17 protein-coding genes are annotated in these 16,671 nt (G+C 70.4%); 12 read left to right on the top strand and 5 right to left on the bottom strand.

All coding sequences use genetic code 11. The features are described 5' to 3' along the window. Positions 1-170 precede the first annotated feature (170 nt). From G537_RS0119625 to G537_RS0119615, 3 genes are all read left to right on the top strand, one after another. The gene (locus G537_RS0119625) at positions 171-1,103 is read left to right on the top strand and encodes an ABC transporter permease (RefSeq protein ID WP_051248662.1); all 933 of its coding nucleotides are present in this window, start codon (positions 171-173) and stop codon (positions 1,101-1,103) included. Next, positions 1,103-2,005 carry an ABC transporter permease gene (locus tag G537_RS0119620; RefSeq protein ID WP_026871576.1) on the top strand — a complete coding sequence of 301 codons (903 nt, stop codon included), beginning with the start codon at positions 1,103-1,105 and terminating at the stop codon, positions 2,003-2,005. Before G537_RS0119625 ends, G537_RS0119620 begins: the two co-directional genes overlap by 1 nt. Positions 2,006-2,161: 156 nt before the next feature. Beyond that, positions 2,162-2,896, top strand: coding sequence for an aspartate/glutamate racemase family protein (locus tag G537_RS0119615; protein ID WP_026871575.1), 735 nt, complete (start codon positions 2,162-2,164; stop codon positions 2,894-2,896). Here G537_RS0119615 and G537_RS0119610 read toward each other — a convergent pair. After that, the gene (locus G537_RS0119610) at positions 2,893-3,498 is read right to left on the bottom strand and encodes a DUF1349 domain-containing protein (RefSeq protein ID WP_026871574.1); all 606 of its coding nucleotides are present in this window, start codon (positions 3,496-3,498) and stop codon (positions 2,893-2,895) included. The two genes, G537_RS0119615 and G537_RS0119610, sit on opposite strands and share 4 nt — an antisense overlap. A 237-nt stretch (positions 3,499-3,735) precedes the next feature. Between G537_RS0119610 and G537_RS0119605 the strand changes: the two genes are divergently transcribed. From G537_RS0119605 to G537_RS0119575, 7 genes are all read left to right on the top strand, one after another. Continuing rightward, positions 3,736-4,716: a Bug family tripartite tricarboxylate transporter substrate binding protein gene (locus G537_RS0119605; RefSeq protein WP_034852281.1), complete on the top strand. Its 981-nt coding sequence runs from the start codon at positions 3,736-3,738 to the stop codon at positions 4,714-4,716. Beyond that, a complete protein-coding gene (locus G537_RS0119600) occupies positions 4,716-5,165 on the top strand; it encodes a tripartite tricarboxylate transporter TctB family protein (protein WP_026871572.1) in 450 nt (149 codons plus the stop codon). Before G537_RS0119605 ends, G537_RS0119600 begins: the two co-directional genes overlap by 1 nt. 18 nt (positions 5,166-5,183) lie before the next feature. Then, positions 5,184-6,683, top strand: a complete 1,500-nt coding sequence (locus tag G537_RS0119595) for a tripartite tricarboxylate transporter permease (protein WP_026871571.1) — start codon at positions 5,184-5,186, stop codon at positions 6,681-6,683. Positions 6,684-6,744: 61 nt separating this feature from the next. Next, the gene (locus tag G537_RS0119590; RefSeq protein WP_026871570.1) at positions 6,745-7,494 is read left to right on the top strand and encodes a metallophosphoesterase family protein; all 750 of its coding nucleotides are present in this window, start codon (positions 6,745-6,747) and stop codon (positions 7,492-7,494) included. 94 nt (positions 7,495-7,588) lie between these two features. Beyond that, on the top strand, positions 7,589-8,920 hold the full coding sequence (gene murA / locus G537_RS0119585; RefSeq protein ID WP_081688919.1) for a UDP-N-acetylglucosamine 1-carboxyvinyltransferase: 1,332 nt from the start codon (positions 7,589-7,591) through the stop codon (positions 8,918-8,920). Positions 8,921-9,152: 232 nt separating this feature from the next. Beyond that, positions 9,153-9,590: a PPC domain-containing DNA-binding protein gene (locus tag G537_RS0119580; RefSeq protein ID WP_026871568.1), complete on the top strand. Its 438-nt coding sequence runs from the start codon at positions 9,153-9,155 to the stop codon at positions 9,588-9,590. A gap of 24 nt (positions 9,591-9,614) precedes the next feature. Then, positions 9,615-9,815, top strand: coding sequence for a CsbD family protein (locus tag G537_RS0119575; RefSeq protein ID WP_026871567.1), 201 nt, complete (start codon positions 9,615-9,617; stop codon positions 9,813-9,815). Positions 9,816-9,875: 60 nt separating this feature from the next. On the opposite strand, the gene G537_RS0119570 is transcribed toward G537_RS0119575, so the two are convergent. Continuing rightward, a complete protein-coding gene (locus G537_RS0119570) occupies positions 9,876-10,298 on the bottom strand; it encodes a hypothetical protein (protein ID WP_026871566.1) in 423 nt (140 codons plus the stop codon). Between the two features lie 90 nt (positions 10,299-10,388). Then, on the bottom strand, positions 10,389-11,228 hold the full coding sequence (locus tag G537_RS0119565) for a phytanoyl-CoA dioxygenase family protein (protein WP_026871565.1): 840 nt from the start codon (positions 11,226-11,228) through the stop codon (positions 10,389-10,391). A gap of 126 nt (positions 11,229-11,354) precedes the next feature. Between G537_RS0119565 and G537_RS0119560 the strand changes: the two genes are divergently transcribed. Beyond that, positions 11,355-12,593 carry an MFS transporter gene (locus G537_RS0119560; RefSeq protein WP_245579053.1) on the top strand — a complete coding sequence of 413 codons (1,239 nt, stop codon included), beginning with the start codon at positions 11,355-11,357 and terminating at the stop codon, positions 12,591-12,593. A gap of 82 nt (positions 12,594-12,675) precedes the next feature. Here G537_RS0119560 and G537_RS0119555 read toward each other — a convergent pair whose 3' ends face one another. Next, positions 12,676-14,682: an aminopeptidase P family protein gene (locus G537_RS0119555; RefSeq protein ID WP_026871563.1), complete on the bottom strand. Its 2,007-nt coding sequence runs from the start codon at positions 14,680-14,682 to the stop codon at positions 12,676-12,678. A 348-nt stretch (positions 14,683-15,030) separates the two neighbouring features. Here G537_RS0119555 and G537_RS0119550 point away from each other — a divergent pair, with 348 nt between their 5' ends. Next, the gene (locus G537_RS0119550; protein ID WP_026871562.1) at positions 15,031-15,285 is read left to right on the top strand and encodes a YjiS-like domain-containing protein; all 255 of its coding nucleotides are present in this window, start codon (positions 15,031-15,033) and stop codon (positions 15,283-15,285) included. Here the strand turns inward: G537_RS0119550 and G537_RS38800 are convergent, their stop codons facing one another. Next, positions 15,286-16,539: an MFS transporter gene (locus G537_RS38800; protein WP_051248660.1), complete on the bottom strand. Its 1,254-nt coding sequence runs from the start codon at positions 16,537-16,539 to the stop codon at positions 15,286-15,288. Positions 16,540-16,671: the final 132 nt, after the last annotated feature.

Here is a 16,671-nt window from a genome sequence, read left to right as displayed (position 1 = left end):
TTGCCGCATGAGCCGGCTTCCGATCGTTCTCACGGATCCATTGATCGACGCCGAAGGGCAATGTCGGCGCGGGGCTTCGCCCCCCCCCTCCCCCTAACCCCCTCCCGCGAGGGGAGGGGGGACTCATTTTATCGTGCCCGCCGTCCCCTTCTTGCCGAGGGCCGCCGACCATGACCGCCATCCCCGCGGAAGACGCACCCGCCCACACCGCCGCGGCGCCCCGGGCCCCATCCTCCGGCCGGCTGGCGGCGTTCCTGCAGGCGGCACCGATGATGCTGGTGTTTCTGCTGTTCTTCGTGCTGCCGCTGGCGGTGACGGTGGTGGTCAGCTTCTGGGACTACACCGAATACTCGATCGTCCCGGATTTCACGCTGCGCAACTATGTCGAGGCCTTCGACGGCTGCCTGACGTCGCTGCCGGAGCTGTGCACCACCTTCAAGACCTATCTCTCGACGCTCAAGATCGGGGCGATGGTCTGGGCCATCACCCTCGTCCTCGGTTTCACCATCGCCTATTTCCTGGTGTTCCACGTGCGCAGCACGGCGATGCAGATCGTGCTCTGCCTCCTCTGCACCATCCCGTTCTGGACCTCGAACGTGATCCGGATGATCTCCTGGATCCCGCTGCTCGGCCGCAACGGGCTGGTCAACCAAGGGCTGCTCGGCCTCGGCCTGATCGACCGGCCGATCGACGGGCTGCTCTATTCCGAGTTCTCGGTGGTGCTGGCCTTCGTCCACCTGTTCACCGTGTTCATGATCGTGCCGATCCTGAACTCGATGCTGCGCATCGACCGGTCGCTGATCGAGGCCGCGACCGACGCCGGCGCCAGCGGCTGGCAGATCCTGCGGAACGTGATCGTGCCGCTGTGCAAGCCGGGCATCGTCATCGGCTCGATCTTCGTCGTCACCATCGTGATGGGCGATTTCGTCACCGTCGGCGTCATGGGCGGGCAGCAGATCGCCTCGGTCGGCAAGGTGATTCAGGTCCAGCTCAGCTACCTGCAGTTCCCGGCCGCGGCGGCCAACGCCGTGATCCTGCTGGCGGTGGTGATCATGATCATCGTGGCGCTGACCCGGCTGGTCGACATCCGGAAGGAACTGTGATGCGCGAAGGCCGTCCTCTCTCCTTCTACGTCCTGGCTGCGGTCTTCGCCCTCTTCGTGCTGTTCCTCTACGGCCCGACGCTGACCATCTTCGTCCTGTCCTTCCAGGGGCCGCAGGGTGGGCTGACCTTCCCGATGAACGGGGTCTCGACCTTCTGGTTCGGCAAGCTGTGGGACGGGATGGGCGTGGTCGACATCGGCGCCGCCTTCTGGCGCTCGCTCAAGCTCGGCCTCGTGGTCATGGTGCTGACCATGGTCTTCTCGGTCTCGGCGGGCCTCGCCTTCCGCCGGCGCTTTCCGGGCCAGTCGGCGCTGTTCTACACCGCGATCGCCAGCCTGATCATGCCGTCGATCGTGGTCTCGCTCGGCATCGCGCTCGAGTTCCGCCTGCTGGACGAGGCGATCAAGGCCCTGGGCGAGAGCTGGGACATCGCCTGGATCACCGACGAGTTCACCACGGCGATGGGCCTGTTCCGCTCCGGCCTCGGCGCGCATCTGACCTGGACCATGCCCTTCGGCCTCCTGATCATGTTCGCGGTCTTCAACCGCTTCGACCGCCGCTACGAGGAGGCGGCGCGGGACCTCGGCGCGTCCTCCTGGCAGAGCTTCCGGCACGTCGTGCTGCCGATCATCGGCGCCAGCGTGGTCGGCGTCGGCCTGTTCGGCTTCACCCTGTCCTGGGACGAGATCGCCCGGTCGTCGCAGGCGATCGGCGAGCAGAACACCTTGCCGCTGGAGCTGCAGGGCCTGACCACCACGGTGACGACGCCGGAGATCTACGCCCTCGGCACCGTGACCACGGCGGTGTCGCTGGCGGTGGTGCTGACCGCGCTCGGCCTGATCGCGCTGCTGCGCCGCCGCCGCGGCCGCCACGGCTCAGATGCAGGCCAGGGGCTGGTGTAAGGATGGTGAAGAAGCTCGGTTTTCTTTCATTGTCATTGCCGGGCTTGACCCGGCAATCCAGAAGATGTCGACGCTCTCTGGATGCCCGGGTCAAGCCCGGGTATGACAGCGTGGGGAAGGCTGCCGCTCCCACCACGCATGCTGCGGCCTGACCCCATGGAGATCCTCGTCGTCAACCCGAACACCACGGCCGGCATGACCGCCAAGATCGGGGCCGCCGCCGCGGCCGCCGCGGCGCCGGGCACCCGTGTCACCGCGGTGAATCCGGAGATGGGGCCGGCCTCGATCGAGGGCTGGGTCGACGGCGCCTTCGCCGTGCCCGGCCTGCTGCAGGAGATCGCTCGCGGGGAGGCGCGCGGCGTCGCGGGGCATGTGATCGCCTGCTTCGACGACACCGGGCTCGACGCCGCCCGCAGCCTCGCCACGGCGCCGGTGGTCGGCATCGGCGAGGCCGGCTTCCATGTCGCCTCGCTGCTGGCCGGCCGCTTCTCGGTGGTGACGACGCTGGCGCGCTCGATCCCGGTGATCGAGGCGAACCTCCAGCGCTGTGGTTTGGCCGCGCGTTGCACCCGGGTACGGGCGGCGGAGATCCCGGTCCTCGACCTGGAGCGCCCGGGCTCGGCCGCCGAGGAGCGGATCTCGGCCGAGATCGCGGCGGCGCTGGAAATCGACCGGGCCGAGGCGATCGTGCTGGGCTGCGCCGGCATGGCCGATCTGGCCGCGCGGCTGTCGGCGCGCCACGGCGTGCCGGTGGTTGACGGCGTCGCCGCAGCGGTCACGCTGGTGGAGGGGCTGGCGCGGCTCGGCCTGCGCACCGCCAAGACCGGCGGCTACGCCCCGCCGCGGCCGAAGCCCTATGGCGGCGCCTTCGCCGGCTTCGCACCCGCCTAAGGACGCTTGATCCGCAGATGGGCGAACTGCGCCTCGTAGCCCGCGTCCTTCGGGCTGCAGGCGTAGAGGCCGGCCAGGACCGGGCCGACGCCGTCATCGGCGTGCAGCCGGGCGATGCGGATCTGCACCCAACTTTCCTCGCCCTCCGGTGCCGCCTCCACGATGTAGTCGGCGCCGGTGCGGCGGATGCGGAAGCCCACGGCGCCGCCCGGCCGGGTCGGTACGTCCTGGGTCGACCAGTCGGACCAGCCGGCATTGGTGACCACGGCGCCGAGGCGGCTGTGCGCCGCCGTCTCGAACTCGACCGAGGTCTTGATCCAGCTCTCCGGCGACTGGCGCACGATCAGCCCGGCCTGGTCGTACTGGTGCAGGGGCCTGCCGCGCACCACCGTCTCCATCACGAAGTCGCCCGCGACCGGCAGCGCCAGCACATGGCCGTTGTCGACCCGGAAGCCGTAATGCGTGCCCTGCCAGAAATCGGTCCGGGCCGCGGTGCGCAGCCGCAGCCCTTCCGGCCCGATCGACCAGTCCGGCGGCGGGTTGGTCCAGGCCAGGCGCGGGTCGAGGGCAGGGGACAGGAAGGTCTCGTCCAGGATGTCCATCGCGCCTCTCTCCCTCTGATCCTGCTTGCTGTGGCATCAGACGCGAGGTCCGCCGGCGGGGCAAGGGACATTACCTTGAGACCGCCGGGACCCGATCTGCCCTCAGATTGATGCAGGTAGAGCATCGATCGATGCCGTCTTGGACATGGAGTCGGATCGTTGACCTCCGTAACGTCCGCCCCAAGCCCGCCGGAAGACGGGCGGGGCCGAGACGATCCATTCAGGGGGAGGACAACCATGATCACCAGACGTTCTGCGCTCGCGCTCGCCGCCGGCCTCGCGATGCTCGCCACCGCCGGCAACGGGCCGGTTGCCGCGCAGGATTTCCAGCGCACCGTCCGCATCATCGTGCCCTATGCGCCGGGCGGCACCTCCGACACGCTGGCGCGCATCATCGCGCCGCAGCTCTCCGAGGCCATCGGCCAGACCGTGGTGGTGGAGAACAAGCCGGGCGCCGCCGGCAACATCGGCGCCGATGCGGTGGCCAAGGCCGACCCGGACGCGCACACGCTGCTGCTGGCGGATGTCGGCTCCATCGCCACCGCGCCCGGGCTGTTCCCCGACCTGTCCTACGACCCGCTGAAGGACTTGGCGCCGGTCGGCATGATCATGTTCGTGCCCTATGTGCTGGCGGTGAACAAGGATCTGCCGGTCAACACGGCGGCCGAGCTGGTCGACTACGCCAAGGCCAATCCCGGCAAGCTGGCGGTGGCCAATTCCGGCATCGGCGGCGTCAATCACATCACCGCGGTCGCCATGGCCAAGGAGCTCGGTATCCAGTGGAAGACCGTGCCCTATCGCGGTGGTTCCGCGGCCACCCAGGCCGTGGTCTCGGGCGAGAGCAAGGTCATCATCAACGGCGCCACCGCGACCCTGCCCTTCGTCGCCAACGGCCAGCTCCGCGGCATCGCGGTGACCGGCAAGGACCGGATCGCCAGCGCGCCCGACATCCCGACCTTCATCGAGGCGAAGCTGCCCTCCGCCGATGTCGGCTCCTGGCAGGGCCTCCTGACCACCGCCGGCTCGCCGCCGGCCCTGGTCGACAAGCTGAACCAGGCGCTCGGCGAGATCCTGAAGAAGCCGGAGGTGGTGGAACGGATCGCCCAGCAGGGCGGTCGGGTCGTCGCCGGCCCGCCGGCGGATCTCGGGACCTGGCTCGCCACCAACACCGAGGCCTGGGGCAAGGTGATCGCGGACGCCGGCATCAAGGCCGAGTGATGCCGGGGCGCATCAACTGGCCGGATCTGCTGTTCGGCCTTTTTCTCTGCGTCGTGGCGGCCATTGTCCTGGTCGCCACGCGCAAGCTGAGCTTCGGCAACCCGACGGAGATGGGGCCGGGATTCATGCCGCGGGTGCTGGCCATCGGCGCCGCCGGCTTCGGGCTCGTCTTCGCCCTCCGCAGCCTGGCGATCGGCGGCGAGGGCATCGAAACGCCGAAGCTGCGGCCGATCCTCGGCATTCTCGCCGCCGTCGCCGTCTTCGCCCTGCTCACCGTCAAGGCGGGGCTGGCGGTCGCCGCCTTCGCCACGGTGATCGTCGCCGGCCTCGCCAGCCGGGAGACGCGGCTGGGCGAAACCGCGATCTTCGCCGTCGCGCTCAGCGCCGGCGCGGTGATCCTGTTCGTGCTGCTGCTGGACCTGCCGGTGCCGGTCTGGCCGCGCTTCTAGGCCTGCCCTCAGGACGCCATGGACCTGTTCGACAATCTGCTCCTCGGCCTGGCCACCGCGCTGCAGTGGCAGAACCTGCTCTACTGCCTGTTCGGCGTCCTGATCGGCACGGCCATCGGCGTGTTGCCGGGCATCGGGCCGATCCCGACCGTGGCCCTCCTGCTGCCCTTCACCTTCGGGCTCGAGCCGGCCTCCGCCTTCATCATGCTCGCCGGCATCTTCTACGGCGCGCAATACGGCGGCTCGACCACGGCGATCCTGGTCAATGTGCCGGGGGAGACCTCATCGGTCGTCACCTGCCTCGACGGCCACCAGATGGCGCGCCAGGGCAAGGCCGGGCTGGCGCTGGCCATCGCCGCCATCTCCTCCTTCTTCGCCGGCACGGTGGCGACGGTGGTGATCGCCGCCCTGGCCCTGCCGCTCGCCGCCCTGGCGCTGGAGTTCACGGCGGTCGAGTATTTCAGCCTGCTGGTGCTCGGCCTGATCGCGGCGGTGATCCTGGCGCATGGCTCGGTGGTGAAGGCGCTGGCGATGGTGGTGCTGGGCCTCCTGCTCGGCACCGTCGGTATCGACGTCTCCTCCGGCGCCTCGCGCCTGACCTTCGGCATCCCGGAGTTGGGCGACGGGCTCGACTTCGTGCCGATCGCCATGGGGCTGTTCGGGCTCGGCGAGATCATGGCCAATCTCGACCGGCCGCAGTCGCGCCAGCTGGTCAGCCGCAAGGTGCGCGACCTGATGCCCCGCTGGGCCGATCTGCGCCAGGCCTTCCCGGCGATGGTCCGCGGCACTGCCATCGGCTCCTTCCTTGGCGTGCTGCCGGGGGGCGGGGCGGCGCTGCCGCCCTTCACCGCCTATGCCATGGAGAAGAAGCTGGCGCGGGATCCCAGCCGCTTCGGCAAGGGCGCGATCGAGGGCGTGGCCGGGCCGGAGGCCGCGAACAACGCCGGGGCGCAGACCAGCTTCATCCCGCTGCTGACGCTCGGCATCCCGTCCAACGCGCTGATGGCGCTGATGATCGGGGCGCTGATGATGCACGGCATCCAGCCCGGGCCCCAGATCATGATCGAGCAGCCGCAGCTCGTCTGGGGCGTGGTCGCCAGCATGTGGATGGGCAACCTGATGCTGCTGGTGATCAACCTGCCGCTGATCGGGATCTGGATCTCCATGCTGAAGATCCCCTACCGGCTGATGTTCCCGGCGATCGTCCTGTTCTGCTGCATCGGCACCTACGGCATCGCCAACAGCATGTTCAACGTCTGGCTCATGCTCGGCTGCGCCGTGGTCGGCTACTTCTTCGTCAAGGTGAAGGCCGAGCCGGCGCCGCTGCTGCTCGGCCTGGTGCTGGGACCGCAGCTCGAGGAGTATTTCCGCCGCGCCATGCTGCTGTCGGACGGCGACTTCACCGTGTTCCTGAGCCACCCGATCAGCGCGGTGCTGTTGGCCGTGGCGGCGGTCCTGCTGCTGGCGATGCTGGTGCCGGCCGTCACCCGCAAGCGGGAGGAGGCGCTGGCGGAGTAGGCTTCCCATCGCCGCCGCGGGGCGGCATCGTGGCCGTCCCGCTCTCCGCCGCAGGTCCAGCATGCGCCTCGCCGTCCTCGCCGACATTCACGGCAACCTTCCGGCTCTTGAGGCCGTTCTGGCCGATCTCGGCCGCCGCGGCGCCGACAGCATCGTCAATCTCGGCGACTGCGTCTCCGGCCCCCTCTGGCCGCGCGAGGCGCTTGACCTTCTGATGGCGAAGGGCTGGCCGACCGTGCGCGGCAACCACGACCGCTGGGTGGCGGAGGACCGGGACGAGCCGCTGAACACCTCCGACGGCTATGCCCGCCACGCGCTCGACGCTGCCGGCCGCGCCTGGCTCGGCGCCCTGCCGGTGCAGTTGGAGGTGCCTGGGGGCATCGTCGCCTTCCATGCCCGGCCGGATAACGACGATGCCTATCTGCTGGAGGATGTCGAAGGCGGCCGGCTGGTGCGCGCCCCCGCGGACGCGATCGCCGCGTGGCTCGGCGGTGTCTCCGCCCCGGCCCTGCTGTGCGGTCATAGCCATCTGCCGTGGCTGCTGTGCCTGCCGGACGGGCGCTGGATCCTCAACCCCGGCAGCATCGGCTGCCCGGCCTATGAAGACCCGACGCCGCCGGCCCATATCTCCGAATCGGGCTCGCCCTCCGCCCGCTACGCGATGCTGGAGCTGGACGGCGATCGGGTGACGGCGGAGCTGATCGCAATCCCCTACGACCACGACCGCGCGGCCCGCCGGGCGGCGGAGAACGGCCGGCATGACTGGGCCCACGCCCTGGCGACCGGATTCGCGCTCCCGCCCGGATCGTGACCCATTCCGGCTTCGGGCTGGACCACCGCACCGCCGATCGTGCTATCCCCGCCCGGAAGACGCCGCCGTCCTGATCACACCCCGGGGGATCCTTATGTCGCGTGCCAATGTCGTGTCGTTCCGCCGGGCGGCGCCGTGGTGGATTGCCTCTGCGGCCGGCCGGCTGGAGATCGACGGCGGCGTGCCGCTGAAAGGCGAGATCGCCGTCGCCGGGGCGAAGAACGCGGCGCTGCCGCTGATGGTCTGCGCCGCGCTGACCGACGAGCGGCTGACGCTGCGCAACCTGCCGCGCATCCTCGACGTCGCGATCCTGGCCGGCATCCTGGCGGAGCTCGGCGTCGAGGTGTCGTGGGACGAATCCGGCTCGGTCCTCTCCGGCACCATGAGCGGCGCCGGCTTCGGCACCGGCCGGGTCGACTCCGCGTTGGTCGCGCGGATGCGCGCCTCCTTCCTGATCGCCGGCGCTGCGCTGGCCCGGCTGGGCCGGATCGCCCTGCCGCTGCCGGGCGGCGACGCCATCGGTCTCAGGCCTGTCGACTTCCACCTCGCCGGTTTCCGCCAGATGGGGGCGACCGCCGAGATCGAAGGCGGCGAGGTGGTGCTGAGCGCGCCGAACGGGCTGCACGGCGCCCCGATCGTGCTGCCGTTCCCCTCGGTCGGCGCCACCCAGAACCTGATGCTGGCGGCGACGCTCGCCAAGGGCGAGACCAGCATCACCAACGCGGCGCGGGAGCCCGAGGTGACCGATCTCGCCCGCTGCCTCGCGGCGATGGGCGCCCACATCGACGGCATCGGCACCGACACGCTGCACATCACCGGCGTCGACCGGCTGCACGGCGCCACCTATGACGTGCTGCCGGACCGGATCGAGCTCGGCACCCTGATCTGCGCCGCCGCGGCCACGGGCGGCGCGCTGCGCCTGACCGGCGCGCCGGCGGATCTCCTCAGCGCCGCGCTGCCGGTGTTCGAAGGGGCGGGCATCGAGATCGGGTCCTCCGACGGCGCCATCCTCGCCCGGCGCGGCGCCGGCGGGCTCGTGGGCGTCGACATCATGACCCAGCCCTATCCCGGCTTCGCCACCGACCTGCAGCCCCAGGCCATGGCGCTGCTGTCCTGCGCCGAAGGCGCGGCGATGGTCACCGAGACCTTGTTCGAGAACCGCTTCCGCCATGTGCCGGAGCTGCAGCGCATGGGCGCCAACATCCGGGTGGTGCGCAACCACGCCGTGATCCGGGGCGTGCCGGCGCTGCACGGGGCGGAGGTCACGGCGACCGACATCCGCGCCGGCGCCGGCCTGCTGATCGCGGCGCTGGCCGCCGACGGCACCAGCACGCTGCACGGGGTCGAGCATGTCGACCGCGGCTACGACACGCTGGTCGAACGGCTGCGCCGCTGCGGCGCCCGGATCCGGCGCGTCGACCACTGATACCGACGGTCCGGAACATTGATTCGTCATGGCGAGCCCCGCCCCTGAGTCCAATTGGGGGGCGTGGCCATCCAGGGCCGCTCGCACCGGCCCCTGGATGGCCACGGCGCTGCGCGCCTCGCCATGACGGGGAAAAAATCGGGGAGCCGATTTCAAACGCCGCTGGTGTGACGTAGCGGAACGCATCGCCCCGGGACCTCGTTGCCTGATCGAGCGCCACGGGAGCGATGCGATGAACGTCAAGCAGCTGCACGCGGATGCCGGCCAGAAGGTCTTCGCCGTGATCCTCGAGACCGGCGAGGCCGTGATGGAGTGCCTGCAGCGCTTCGCCGAGGCGGAGCGGCTGACCGCCGCGCAGATCACCGGCATCGGCGCCTTCAGCGAGGCCGAGCTGCGCTATTTCGACTGGGAGCGGAAGGAGTATCTGCCGATCCCGGTCCGGGAGCAGGTCGAGGTTGCGTCGCTGATCGGCGATGTGGCGGTGTCGCCCGAAGGGAAGCCGGCGCTGCATGTGCATCTGGTGCTCGGCCGCCGTGACGGCACGGCCCTGGCCGGCCATCTGGCCGAGGCCCGGGTGCGGCCGACGCTGGAGCTGATCGTCACCGAGGCGCCGGCCCATCTTCGCAAGGCGCTCGACCCGGAGAGCGGGCTCGCTTTGATCCGGGCCTGACCACCTCACGGACAGGAGATCGCGATGAACTGGGACCAGATCGCAGGCCAGTGGAAGCAGATGAAGGGCAAGGCCAAGGAGCAGTGGGGCAAGCTGACCGACGACGACCTCGACAGGCTCGCCGGCCAGCGCGACCAGCTGGTCGGCCGGATCCAGGAGCGTTACGGCATCGCCAAGGAGGAGGCCGACCGGCAGGTCGACGCCTGGTCGCGCAACCTGCACTGATCACGCCGGAAGCGCACGACCTGGGGCGGCCTGTGCCGGCCTCTTTCCCCGGCACAGGCCTCAGGACGCGACCGGCTTCGCCTTCTCCGGCCGGGCGGCGTTGATCCGCCGCAGCACCAGGTCGCGCTCCTCGCGCACCTGGATCTCGCGGCCGCGGGCCAGCAGGACCGTGCGCGCCCTCGGGTGATGCCAGCTCTGCGGCGCCCGCACCGCCTCGACCCGGGCGGCGACGACATGCACCGGCGTGCCCAGCGGGGTGGTCAGCCGGGCCACGGACACGCCGTTGCCGAGCTTCTTCAGCACGGTGGGCAGCGAATCCACCAGATAGGCCTCCTGCTCGGCCTCGGCGGTGCCGAAATCGATCTTGGTGCGGCCGGGGATCTCGCCCGACCGGTAGGATTCGCGGATGAAGACGATGTCGCCCTTGGCGATCGAGACGCTGCCGCCCTGATCGTCCGTCCCGGTCAGCACAGCCTTGACCATGGGTCCCTCCCAACTTGCGGTTGGTTCCTTGCGGACTCTGTTGCCGGAAGGATGGAATCAACCGGCGACGGGATGCAAGGCTTTGCTCTCTCAGATGAATCCGCGGACCGGTAGATCCCGGCCGCGGCGCAGCCAGTTGAGCGGTGAATAGGCGGTTCGGCCGTCGGTGACGTGCAGCGTATAGGCATGGCGCGACACCGGCGACCGGTTTGGGGCGCTGTAATGCGGCAGCTTGCCGTGGAAGCAGACGAGGGCGCCGGCTTTGACCTCGACCGGCACGGCGGTGGCCTCGGTCGGCCAGGGCGTGGCGTCCAGCTTTTCCATCCGCGTCGCGCCGTCCTCCAGCACGAAGCGCTCGCGCAGCGGGCCGCGATGTCCGCCGGGCTCGACCCACAGGCAGCCGTTGGAGCGGTCGGCATCCTCCAGCGCGAACCAGAAGGTGGTGACGCTGATCGGCGTCGTCTCGAAGAAGCTGGCGTCCTGGTGCCAGCGCACCTCGCCGCCGATGCCCGGCTGCTTGAAGATGTACATCGACTGCCAGATCTGCGGCTCGGCGAGGCCGAGATCGGCGGCCAGGGCGGCCAGCTTCGGGTCGCGCGAGAAGCGGTCGAACACCGGGTCAAGGTCGTGCAGCGCATGGCCGATCTTGTTGATCGACAGCGCCTTGGCCTGGCGTAGTCGGCCGTGTTCGTCGAAGGCTTCCTCCTCGAAGAAGCAGCGGATCTTGTCGCCCGAGGTCAGGAAGTACTCGTCCGACTTGCGCTCCTGGTCCTTCGTGGTGAAGATCGACACCGTGTCGCCGGGATCGAACGCCTCGACGATCGCCTCGGCCCGGGCGCGGACGGTGCGGATCTCCTCGATCGGCTTGAAGCCTTCCAGCACCAGATAGCCGTCGCGCTCGTATTGCGCCTTCTGCGTCTCGCTCAGCATCGCCGTCCTCGCCGCCGGTCGTTCCGATTCCAGTCTAGCGCGATCGGTCCCCTTGGCACCGGTCTTGCTTGCAATCGAACTGAAACAATGCTCGGACAGCGGCGGGACCAGGGCAGGGGGATGGCGATGGCAACGACAGAAATCGCGATGGCGGCGGGCGGCACGGCGGCGGACCGGCCGGATGCGACGGCGCGGCGGGCGCTGATCGCCTCGACGGTCGGCTACGCCATGGACGGGTTCGACCTGCTGATCCTCGGCTTCATGCTGACGGCGGTCGCCGCCGGGCTCGGCCTCACCCCGGCCGAATCGGGGTCGCTGGTGACCGCCACCCTGATCGGCGCGGTGGCCGGCGGCATCCTGTTCGGCATGCTCAGCGACCGCATCGGCCGGGTGCGGGTGCTGACCTGGACCATCCTGCTCTTCGCCGTCTTCACCGGTCTCTGTGCCCTGGCCCAGGGCTACTGGGACCTGCTGGCCTACCGCACCATCGCCGGGCTCGGCCTCGGCGGCGAGTTCGGCATCGGCATGGCCCTGGTGGCGGAGACCTGGCCGGCCCGCTACCGGGCGCGCGCCGCCTCCTATGTCGGGCTCGGCTGGCAGGCGGGCGTGCTGGCCGCGGCGCTGGTCACGCCACTGCTGCTGCCGCTGATCGGCTGGCGCGGCATGTTCGCGATCGGCCTGCTGCCGGCCGTGGTCTCCTTCATCGTCCGCCGCACGGTCGGCGAGCCGGCGCTGTTCGTCGAACGCGCCGCCCGGCCGCGCCAGGGCAACTCGCTGCGGCTGCTGGTCAAGGACGCCCGCACCGCCAGGATCAGCTTCGCCGTGCTGATCCTCTGCTCGGTGCAGAACTTCGGCTATTACGGGCTGATGATCTGGCTGCCGAGCTACCTGTCGACGGCCATGGGCTATTCCCTGACCAAGTCGGCGCTGTGGACGGTGGTCACGATCCTCGGCATGTGCGTCGGCATCGGCGCCTTCGGCCATCTGGCGGACCGGATCGGCCGGCGCCCGACCTTCATCCTCTTCCAGATCGGCGCCGCCGTGATGGTGGTGGTCTACGCCCAGCTGACCTCGCCCATGGCGCTGCTGCTGGGCGGCGCGGTGATGGGGCTGTTCGTCAACGGCATGATCGGCGGCTACGGCGCGCTGATGTCGGAGCTGTACCCGACCGAGGCGCGTGCGACGGCGCAGAGCGTGCTGTTCAACCTCGGCCGCGGCGTCGGCGGCTTCGGCCCGCTGGTGGTCGGCGCCCTGGCCTCCCAGTACTCCTTCAGCCTGGCGATCGGGCTGCTGGCGGTGATCTATCTGATCGACGTCGGCGCGACTCTGATGCTGCCGGAGACCAGAGGGATCGAACTCGAGTAGGTTGGGTTCGCGGACGCGAACCCAACAGTTTCCGTCGTCAAGATGTTGGGTTCACCGAGGCGAACCCAACCTACGCGGTCCGTTACCCCACCGGCCGCGTCGCCTGCTCCAGCCAGGCGCGGTCCTCGCCCTCCAGCTGCGGACCAACGATCTCGCGCACCCGGGCGTGGTAGGCGTCCAGCCAGGCGCGTTCGTCCGCGGTCAGCAGCGCCGGGTCGACCAGGTTCAGGTCGATCGGGGCGAAGGTGATGGTCTCGAACTCGTAGAAGGTCCGGGTCTCGTCGCTCAGCTCCGCGCAGGGCTGCACCACCACCAGCGTCTCGGTACGGATGCCGTAGCGGCCGGCGGCGTAGTAGCCGGGCTCGTTCGACAGGATCATGCCCGGCTCCAGCGCGATCGTGTTCGGCGTCTTGGCGATCCGCGCGGGCCCTTCATGCACGCTGAGATAGCTGCCGACGCCGTGGCCGGTGCCGTGGTCGTAGTCGAGGCCGTGCTCCCACAGCGGCCGGCGGGCGAAGGCGTCGATCTGCGAGCCGGTGGTGCCCTTCGGGAAGCGCGCGGTCGAGATCGCGATATGGCCCTTCAGCACCAAAGTGAAGTTGCGCCGCATCTCCTCGGTCGGGGTGCCGACGATGATGGTGCGGGTGATGTCGGTGGTGCCGTCGCGGTACTGGCCGCCGCTGTCGACCAGATAGACGTTGCCCGGCTCGATCCGCCGGTTGCTCTCGGCGCTGAAGCGGTAGTGGGGCAGGGCGGCGTTGGGGCCGGCGGCGGAGATGGTGTCGAAGCTGAGGTCCCGCAGCGCGCCGGTCGCCACCCGGAACTCCAGCAGCTTGGCGGCGGCGCTGGCCTCGTCCAGCGTGCCGGAGGGCGCCTCGCGCGCCAGCCAGGCCAGGAAGCGGCTGACCGCGGTGGCGTCGCGGCGATGGGCTTCGCGGGTGCCCTCCAGCTCGATCGCGTTCTTGCGGGCGCGGGGCAGGGCGCAGGGGTCGGTTCCGACATCGACCCTGGCGCCCTTCAGCCGGTCCTGCACCCAGGCGCTGGCCGAGGCGGCGTCGATCCGCACCGCCTTGCCGGCCCGGCCCAGCGCCTCCAGCGCCTGGCCCAGGCTGGCCGGCGGCTGGATCGCCACCTCGTTGCCGAGATGGGTGTCGACGCCCGGCACCAGTTTGCGCCGGTCGATGAACAGGTCGACGAGGCCGTCGGCGTGCAGCACGGCGAAGGACAGCGGCAGCGGCGTGTGCGGCACGTCGGCGCCGCGCAGGTTCAGCAGCCAGGCCACGCTCTCCGGCGCGGTCAGCACCACGGCATCCAGCCGTTCGCGCCGCAGCGCCTCGGCGATCTCGGCCCGCTTCTCCCGAGCCTCCTTGCCGGCGACATCGAGCCCATGGACGATGGTGGGGGAGATCGGGGCCGGCGGCTGGTCGGTCCACAGCGTGTCGATCGGGTTCTCCTCCACCGCCACCAGCGTGCCGCCCGCCGCTTCGACCGCCTTGCGGGCCTTCTCGACCCAGCCGACGGTGACGAGGCGTGGGTCGTAGCCGGCGCGACCGCCCTTCGGCAGCGCTTCGGCCAGCCAGGCCTCGTGCGGCTCCTGGTGCAGGTGCCGACGCTCCCACAGCGCCGGGTCGGTCTGCTGCTCGGCCTGGATGGTGTAGCGGCCGTCGATGAAGAGCGCGGCCCGCTCGGCCGTGACCACGGCGACGCCGGCGGAGCCGGTGAAGCCGGTCAGCCAGGCCAGGCGTTCGGCCCGGGCCGGCAGGTACTCGCCCTGATGCTCGTCGGCATGCGGCACGACATAGGCGTCGAGGCCGAGGCGGGCGAGCGCGGCGCGCAGCGCGGCCAGCCGCTCCGCCGGCTTCGGTCCGGCCGGGCGGCGGGCGGCGGCGACGGCGGCCTTGGCGGCGCGCAGCCGCTTGGCCTGAGCCTCGGTCGCGCCCGGCACCGCCAGCTCCATCCACTCCCGGTCGTCCAGCGCCGCGGGTGCGGCGATCACGCCCTCCAGCAGCTCCTGCAGCCCGGCGGCGTCGTAGCGGCCGCCGGTGTCGGCGGCCGCGGCGGCGAGGGCATCGGCGAGATCGGTGGTCATGGTCGGCGCGTTCCGTGAACGGGGGCGGCCCGGGCCTCGGCGCCGGGCGGGATGAATCCTTATCGCGCATCGGGCGGGGCGGGGGAAGCGGGCGGGCGTCGCTCCGATCAAGCCCGGCGCGGCCGCGCATATCGATATGTTGCTATGCACAAAATCGATATTGCGCTGCACAAAAAAGCGCGCATTCTATCGATGTGAGATCGCCGTCCCCGGCGATCGCTCCATCAACGACAATCTCGGAAACGTCTCCCGGAAGCAGCGTTCCTCCATACCGTCACGGCAGGGCCGCGGCGGATGTTGCAACGCAATAACCTGCGCCAACAGGAAGCGGAAACACGGGACACGATCATGGGATACCAGCTTCTCGCCACTCTCATCCGCGGCTTCTTCAAGCTCCGCGGGGGCATCGACCGCAGCCTGACCTATCACGAGCTGATGGAGCTGACCGACCGGCAGCTCGAGGACATCGGCCTGACCCGCAACCTGATCGAGACGGTGCTGGTGCAGGGCGACGACGACGTCGCCGCCATGCTGCCGGAAGGCGCGGTGCGCGCCTCGCTGCTGCGCGCCGCCAACGTCAACCGGGTCGCCGGCGCGGCCTGATCAGGGCTCTGCGGCTTCGACGGCGGGCGTCTCGGGCGCCCGCGGGTCGAGCCCGATGGCACCCTGGGTCGCCGGCTGCACGGATACGAAGCCCGGCCGCGACTCGGCCGGGGCGCGGGCCCGCTGCCCCATGCGGTAGAGGGTGAAGGCGACCAGCACCAGGTTCACCGCGCCGACGAAGGCGAACAGCGTCGGATAGCCCAACTGCACCATCAGCAGGCTGGCCGGCACCGGCCCGACCACCGCGCCGACGGCGTAGATCAGCAGCAGGCCGCTCGAGGTCTCGACGAACTCCCCGGCCCGGACCTGGTCGAAGGTGTGCGCCAGGGCCAGCGGGTAGAGCGGCAGCGAGAAGGCGCCGTAGAGGAAGGCGAGGCCGATCACCGGCCCCTCCGGCAGCCAGTCGACCGCCAGCAGCGCCGTTCCGGCGGCGGCGGTGCCGATGCCCGAGATCACAATCGTCCACCGCCGGTCGACCCGGTCGGACAGCCGGCCCAGCGGCCATTGCCCGATGGCGCCGCCCAGCACGCCCACGCTCATGAACAGCGCCACGGCCGCGGCGTCGAAGCCGCGCCGCTGGGCGAAGACCGGTCCCAGCGACCAGAAGGCGGCGTTGGCGATGCCGACCACCAGGCAGGCGGCCGCGCCGACCGGCGAGGTCGCGACCAGCCGCCCCAGCCGCAGCCGCACCGCCTCGGGCGGCGGCGGGGCCGCGACGCGGGTCATCGCGATCGGCAGCACCGCCAGGCAGATCATGATCGCGATCCAGGTGAACGCGGTCGTCGGGTTGCCGGTCTCCACCCCCAGCAGCATCTGGCCGATGGTGATCGCGACCAGGGTGACGGTGGTGTAGAGCGACAGCACGGTGCCGCGCGTGCGGCTGGTCGCCTGCTCGTTCAGCCAGCTCTCGATCACCATGAACACGACGGCGAAGCAGAAGCCGGTGCCGCCGCGCAGCACGATCCAGGGCGCCGGATGGACGAGTTGCGGGAAGGACAGGGCGACCGCCGCCGCCAGCGCCGCCACCGCGGCGAAGGTGCGGACATGCCCGGCGCGGCGGACCAGATGGGGGCCAAGCAGGCAGCCCAGCACGAAGCCGGCATAATAGCCGGAGCCGAGCAGGCCGGTGACCACGGTGCCGAAGCCGGCATCGGTCGCCCGCACCGCCACCAGCACCGCCTGCAGCCCGTTGCCGCACAGCATCAGCCCGACCCCGGCCAGGAGCGCGGCGACGGAAGAAAGGACGGCGGTCATCGGGGGAACCTCGGCGGCAAATCATTCCGTATGCCGCCGGGTTCGGAGGTCTGCTCCCCTTACTTGTCATCACCGGGCTTGACCCGGTGATCCAGGGCCATCAAGAGCGGTGCTTGCGGCCCCTGGATGCTC

The sequence above is a fragment of the Inquilinus limosus DSM 16000 genome, assembly GCF_000423185.1.
In the GTDB taxonomy this organism is placed as follows: Bacteria; Pseudomonadota; Alphaproteobacteria; order DSM-16000; family Inquilinaceae; genus Inquilinus; species Inquilinus limosus.
Note: the sequence above shows the minus strand (reverse complement) of the source record. Positions and strands in the feature narration are given on the sequence as shown.

Excerpts from the sequence above, each read along its gene's own strand:
- G537_RS0119605 (WP_034852281.1), top strand. The coding sequence starts at position 3,736 with ATGATCACCAGACGTTCTGCGCTCGCGCTCGCCGCCGGCCTCGCGATG.
- G537_RS0119615 (WP_026871575.1), top strand. The coding sequence starts at position 2,162 with ATGGAGATCCTCGTCGTCAACCCGAACACCACGGCCGGCATGACCGCC.
- G537_RS0119590 (WP_026871570.1), top strand. The coding sequence starts at position 6,745 with ATGCGCCTCGCCGTCCTCGCCGACATTCACGGCAACCTTCCGGCTCTT.
- G537_RS0119600 (WP_026871572.1), top strand. The coding sequence starts at position 4,716 with ATGCCGGGGCGCATCAACTGGCCGGATCTGCTGTTCGGCCTTTTTCTC.
- G537_RS0119625 (WP_051248662.1), top strand. The coding sequence starts at position 171 with ATGACCGCCATCCCCGCGGAAGACGCACCCGCCCACACCGCCGCGGCG.
- G537_RS0119570 (WP_026871566.1), bottom strand. The coding sequence starts at position 10,298 with ATGGTCAAGGCTGTGCTGACCGGGACGGACGATCAGGGCGGCAGCGTC.
- G537_RS0119575 (WP_026871567.1), top strand. The coding sequence starts at position 9,615 with ATGAACTGGGACCAGATCGCAGGCCAGTGGAAGCAGATGAAGGGCAAG.
- G537_RS0119580 (WP_026871568.1), top strand. The coding sequence starts at position 9,153 with ATGAACGTCAAGCAGCTGCACGCGGATGCCGGCCAGAAGGTCTTCGCC.
- G537_RS0119550 (WP_026871562.1), top strand. The coding sequence starts at position 15,031 with ATGGGATACCAGCTTCTCGCCACTCTCATCCGCGGCTTCTTCAAGCTC.
- G537_RS0119595 (WP_026871571.1), top strand. The coding sequence starts at position 5,184 with ATGGACCTGTTCGACAATCTGCTCCTCGGCCTGGCCACCGCGCTGCAG.
- G537_RS38800 (WP_051248660.1), bottom strand. The coding sequence starts at position 16,539 with ATGACCGCCGTCCTTTCTTCCGTCGCCGCGCTCCTGGCCGGGGTCGGG.
- murA (WP_081688919.1), top strand. The coding sequence starts at position 7,589 with ATGTCGCGTGCCAATGTCGTGTCGTTCCGCCGGGCGGCGCCGTGGTGG.
- G537_RS0119565 (WP_026871565.1), bottom strand. The coding sequence starts at position 11,228 with ATGCTGAGCGAGACGCAGAAGGCGCAATACGAGCGCGACGGCTATCTG.
- G537_RS0119620 (WP_026871576.1), top strand. The coding sequence starts at position 1,103 with ATGCGCGAAGGCCGTCCTCTCTCCTTCTACGTCCTGGCTGCGGTCTTC.
- G537_RS0119560 (WP_245579053.1), top strand. The coding sequence starts at position 11,355 with ATGGCAACGACAGAAATCGCGATGGCGGCGGGCGGCACGGCGGCGGAC.
- G537_RS0119610 (WP_026871574.1), bottom strand. The coding sequence starts at position 3,498 with ATGGACATCCTGGACGAGACCTTCCTGTCCCCTGCCCTCGACCCGCGC.
- G537_RS0119555 (WP_026871563.1), bottom strand. The coding sequence starts at position 14,682 with ATGACCACCGATCTCGCCGATGCCCTCGCCGCCGCGGCCGCCGACACC.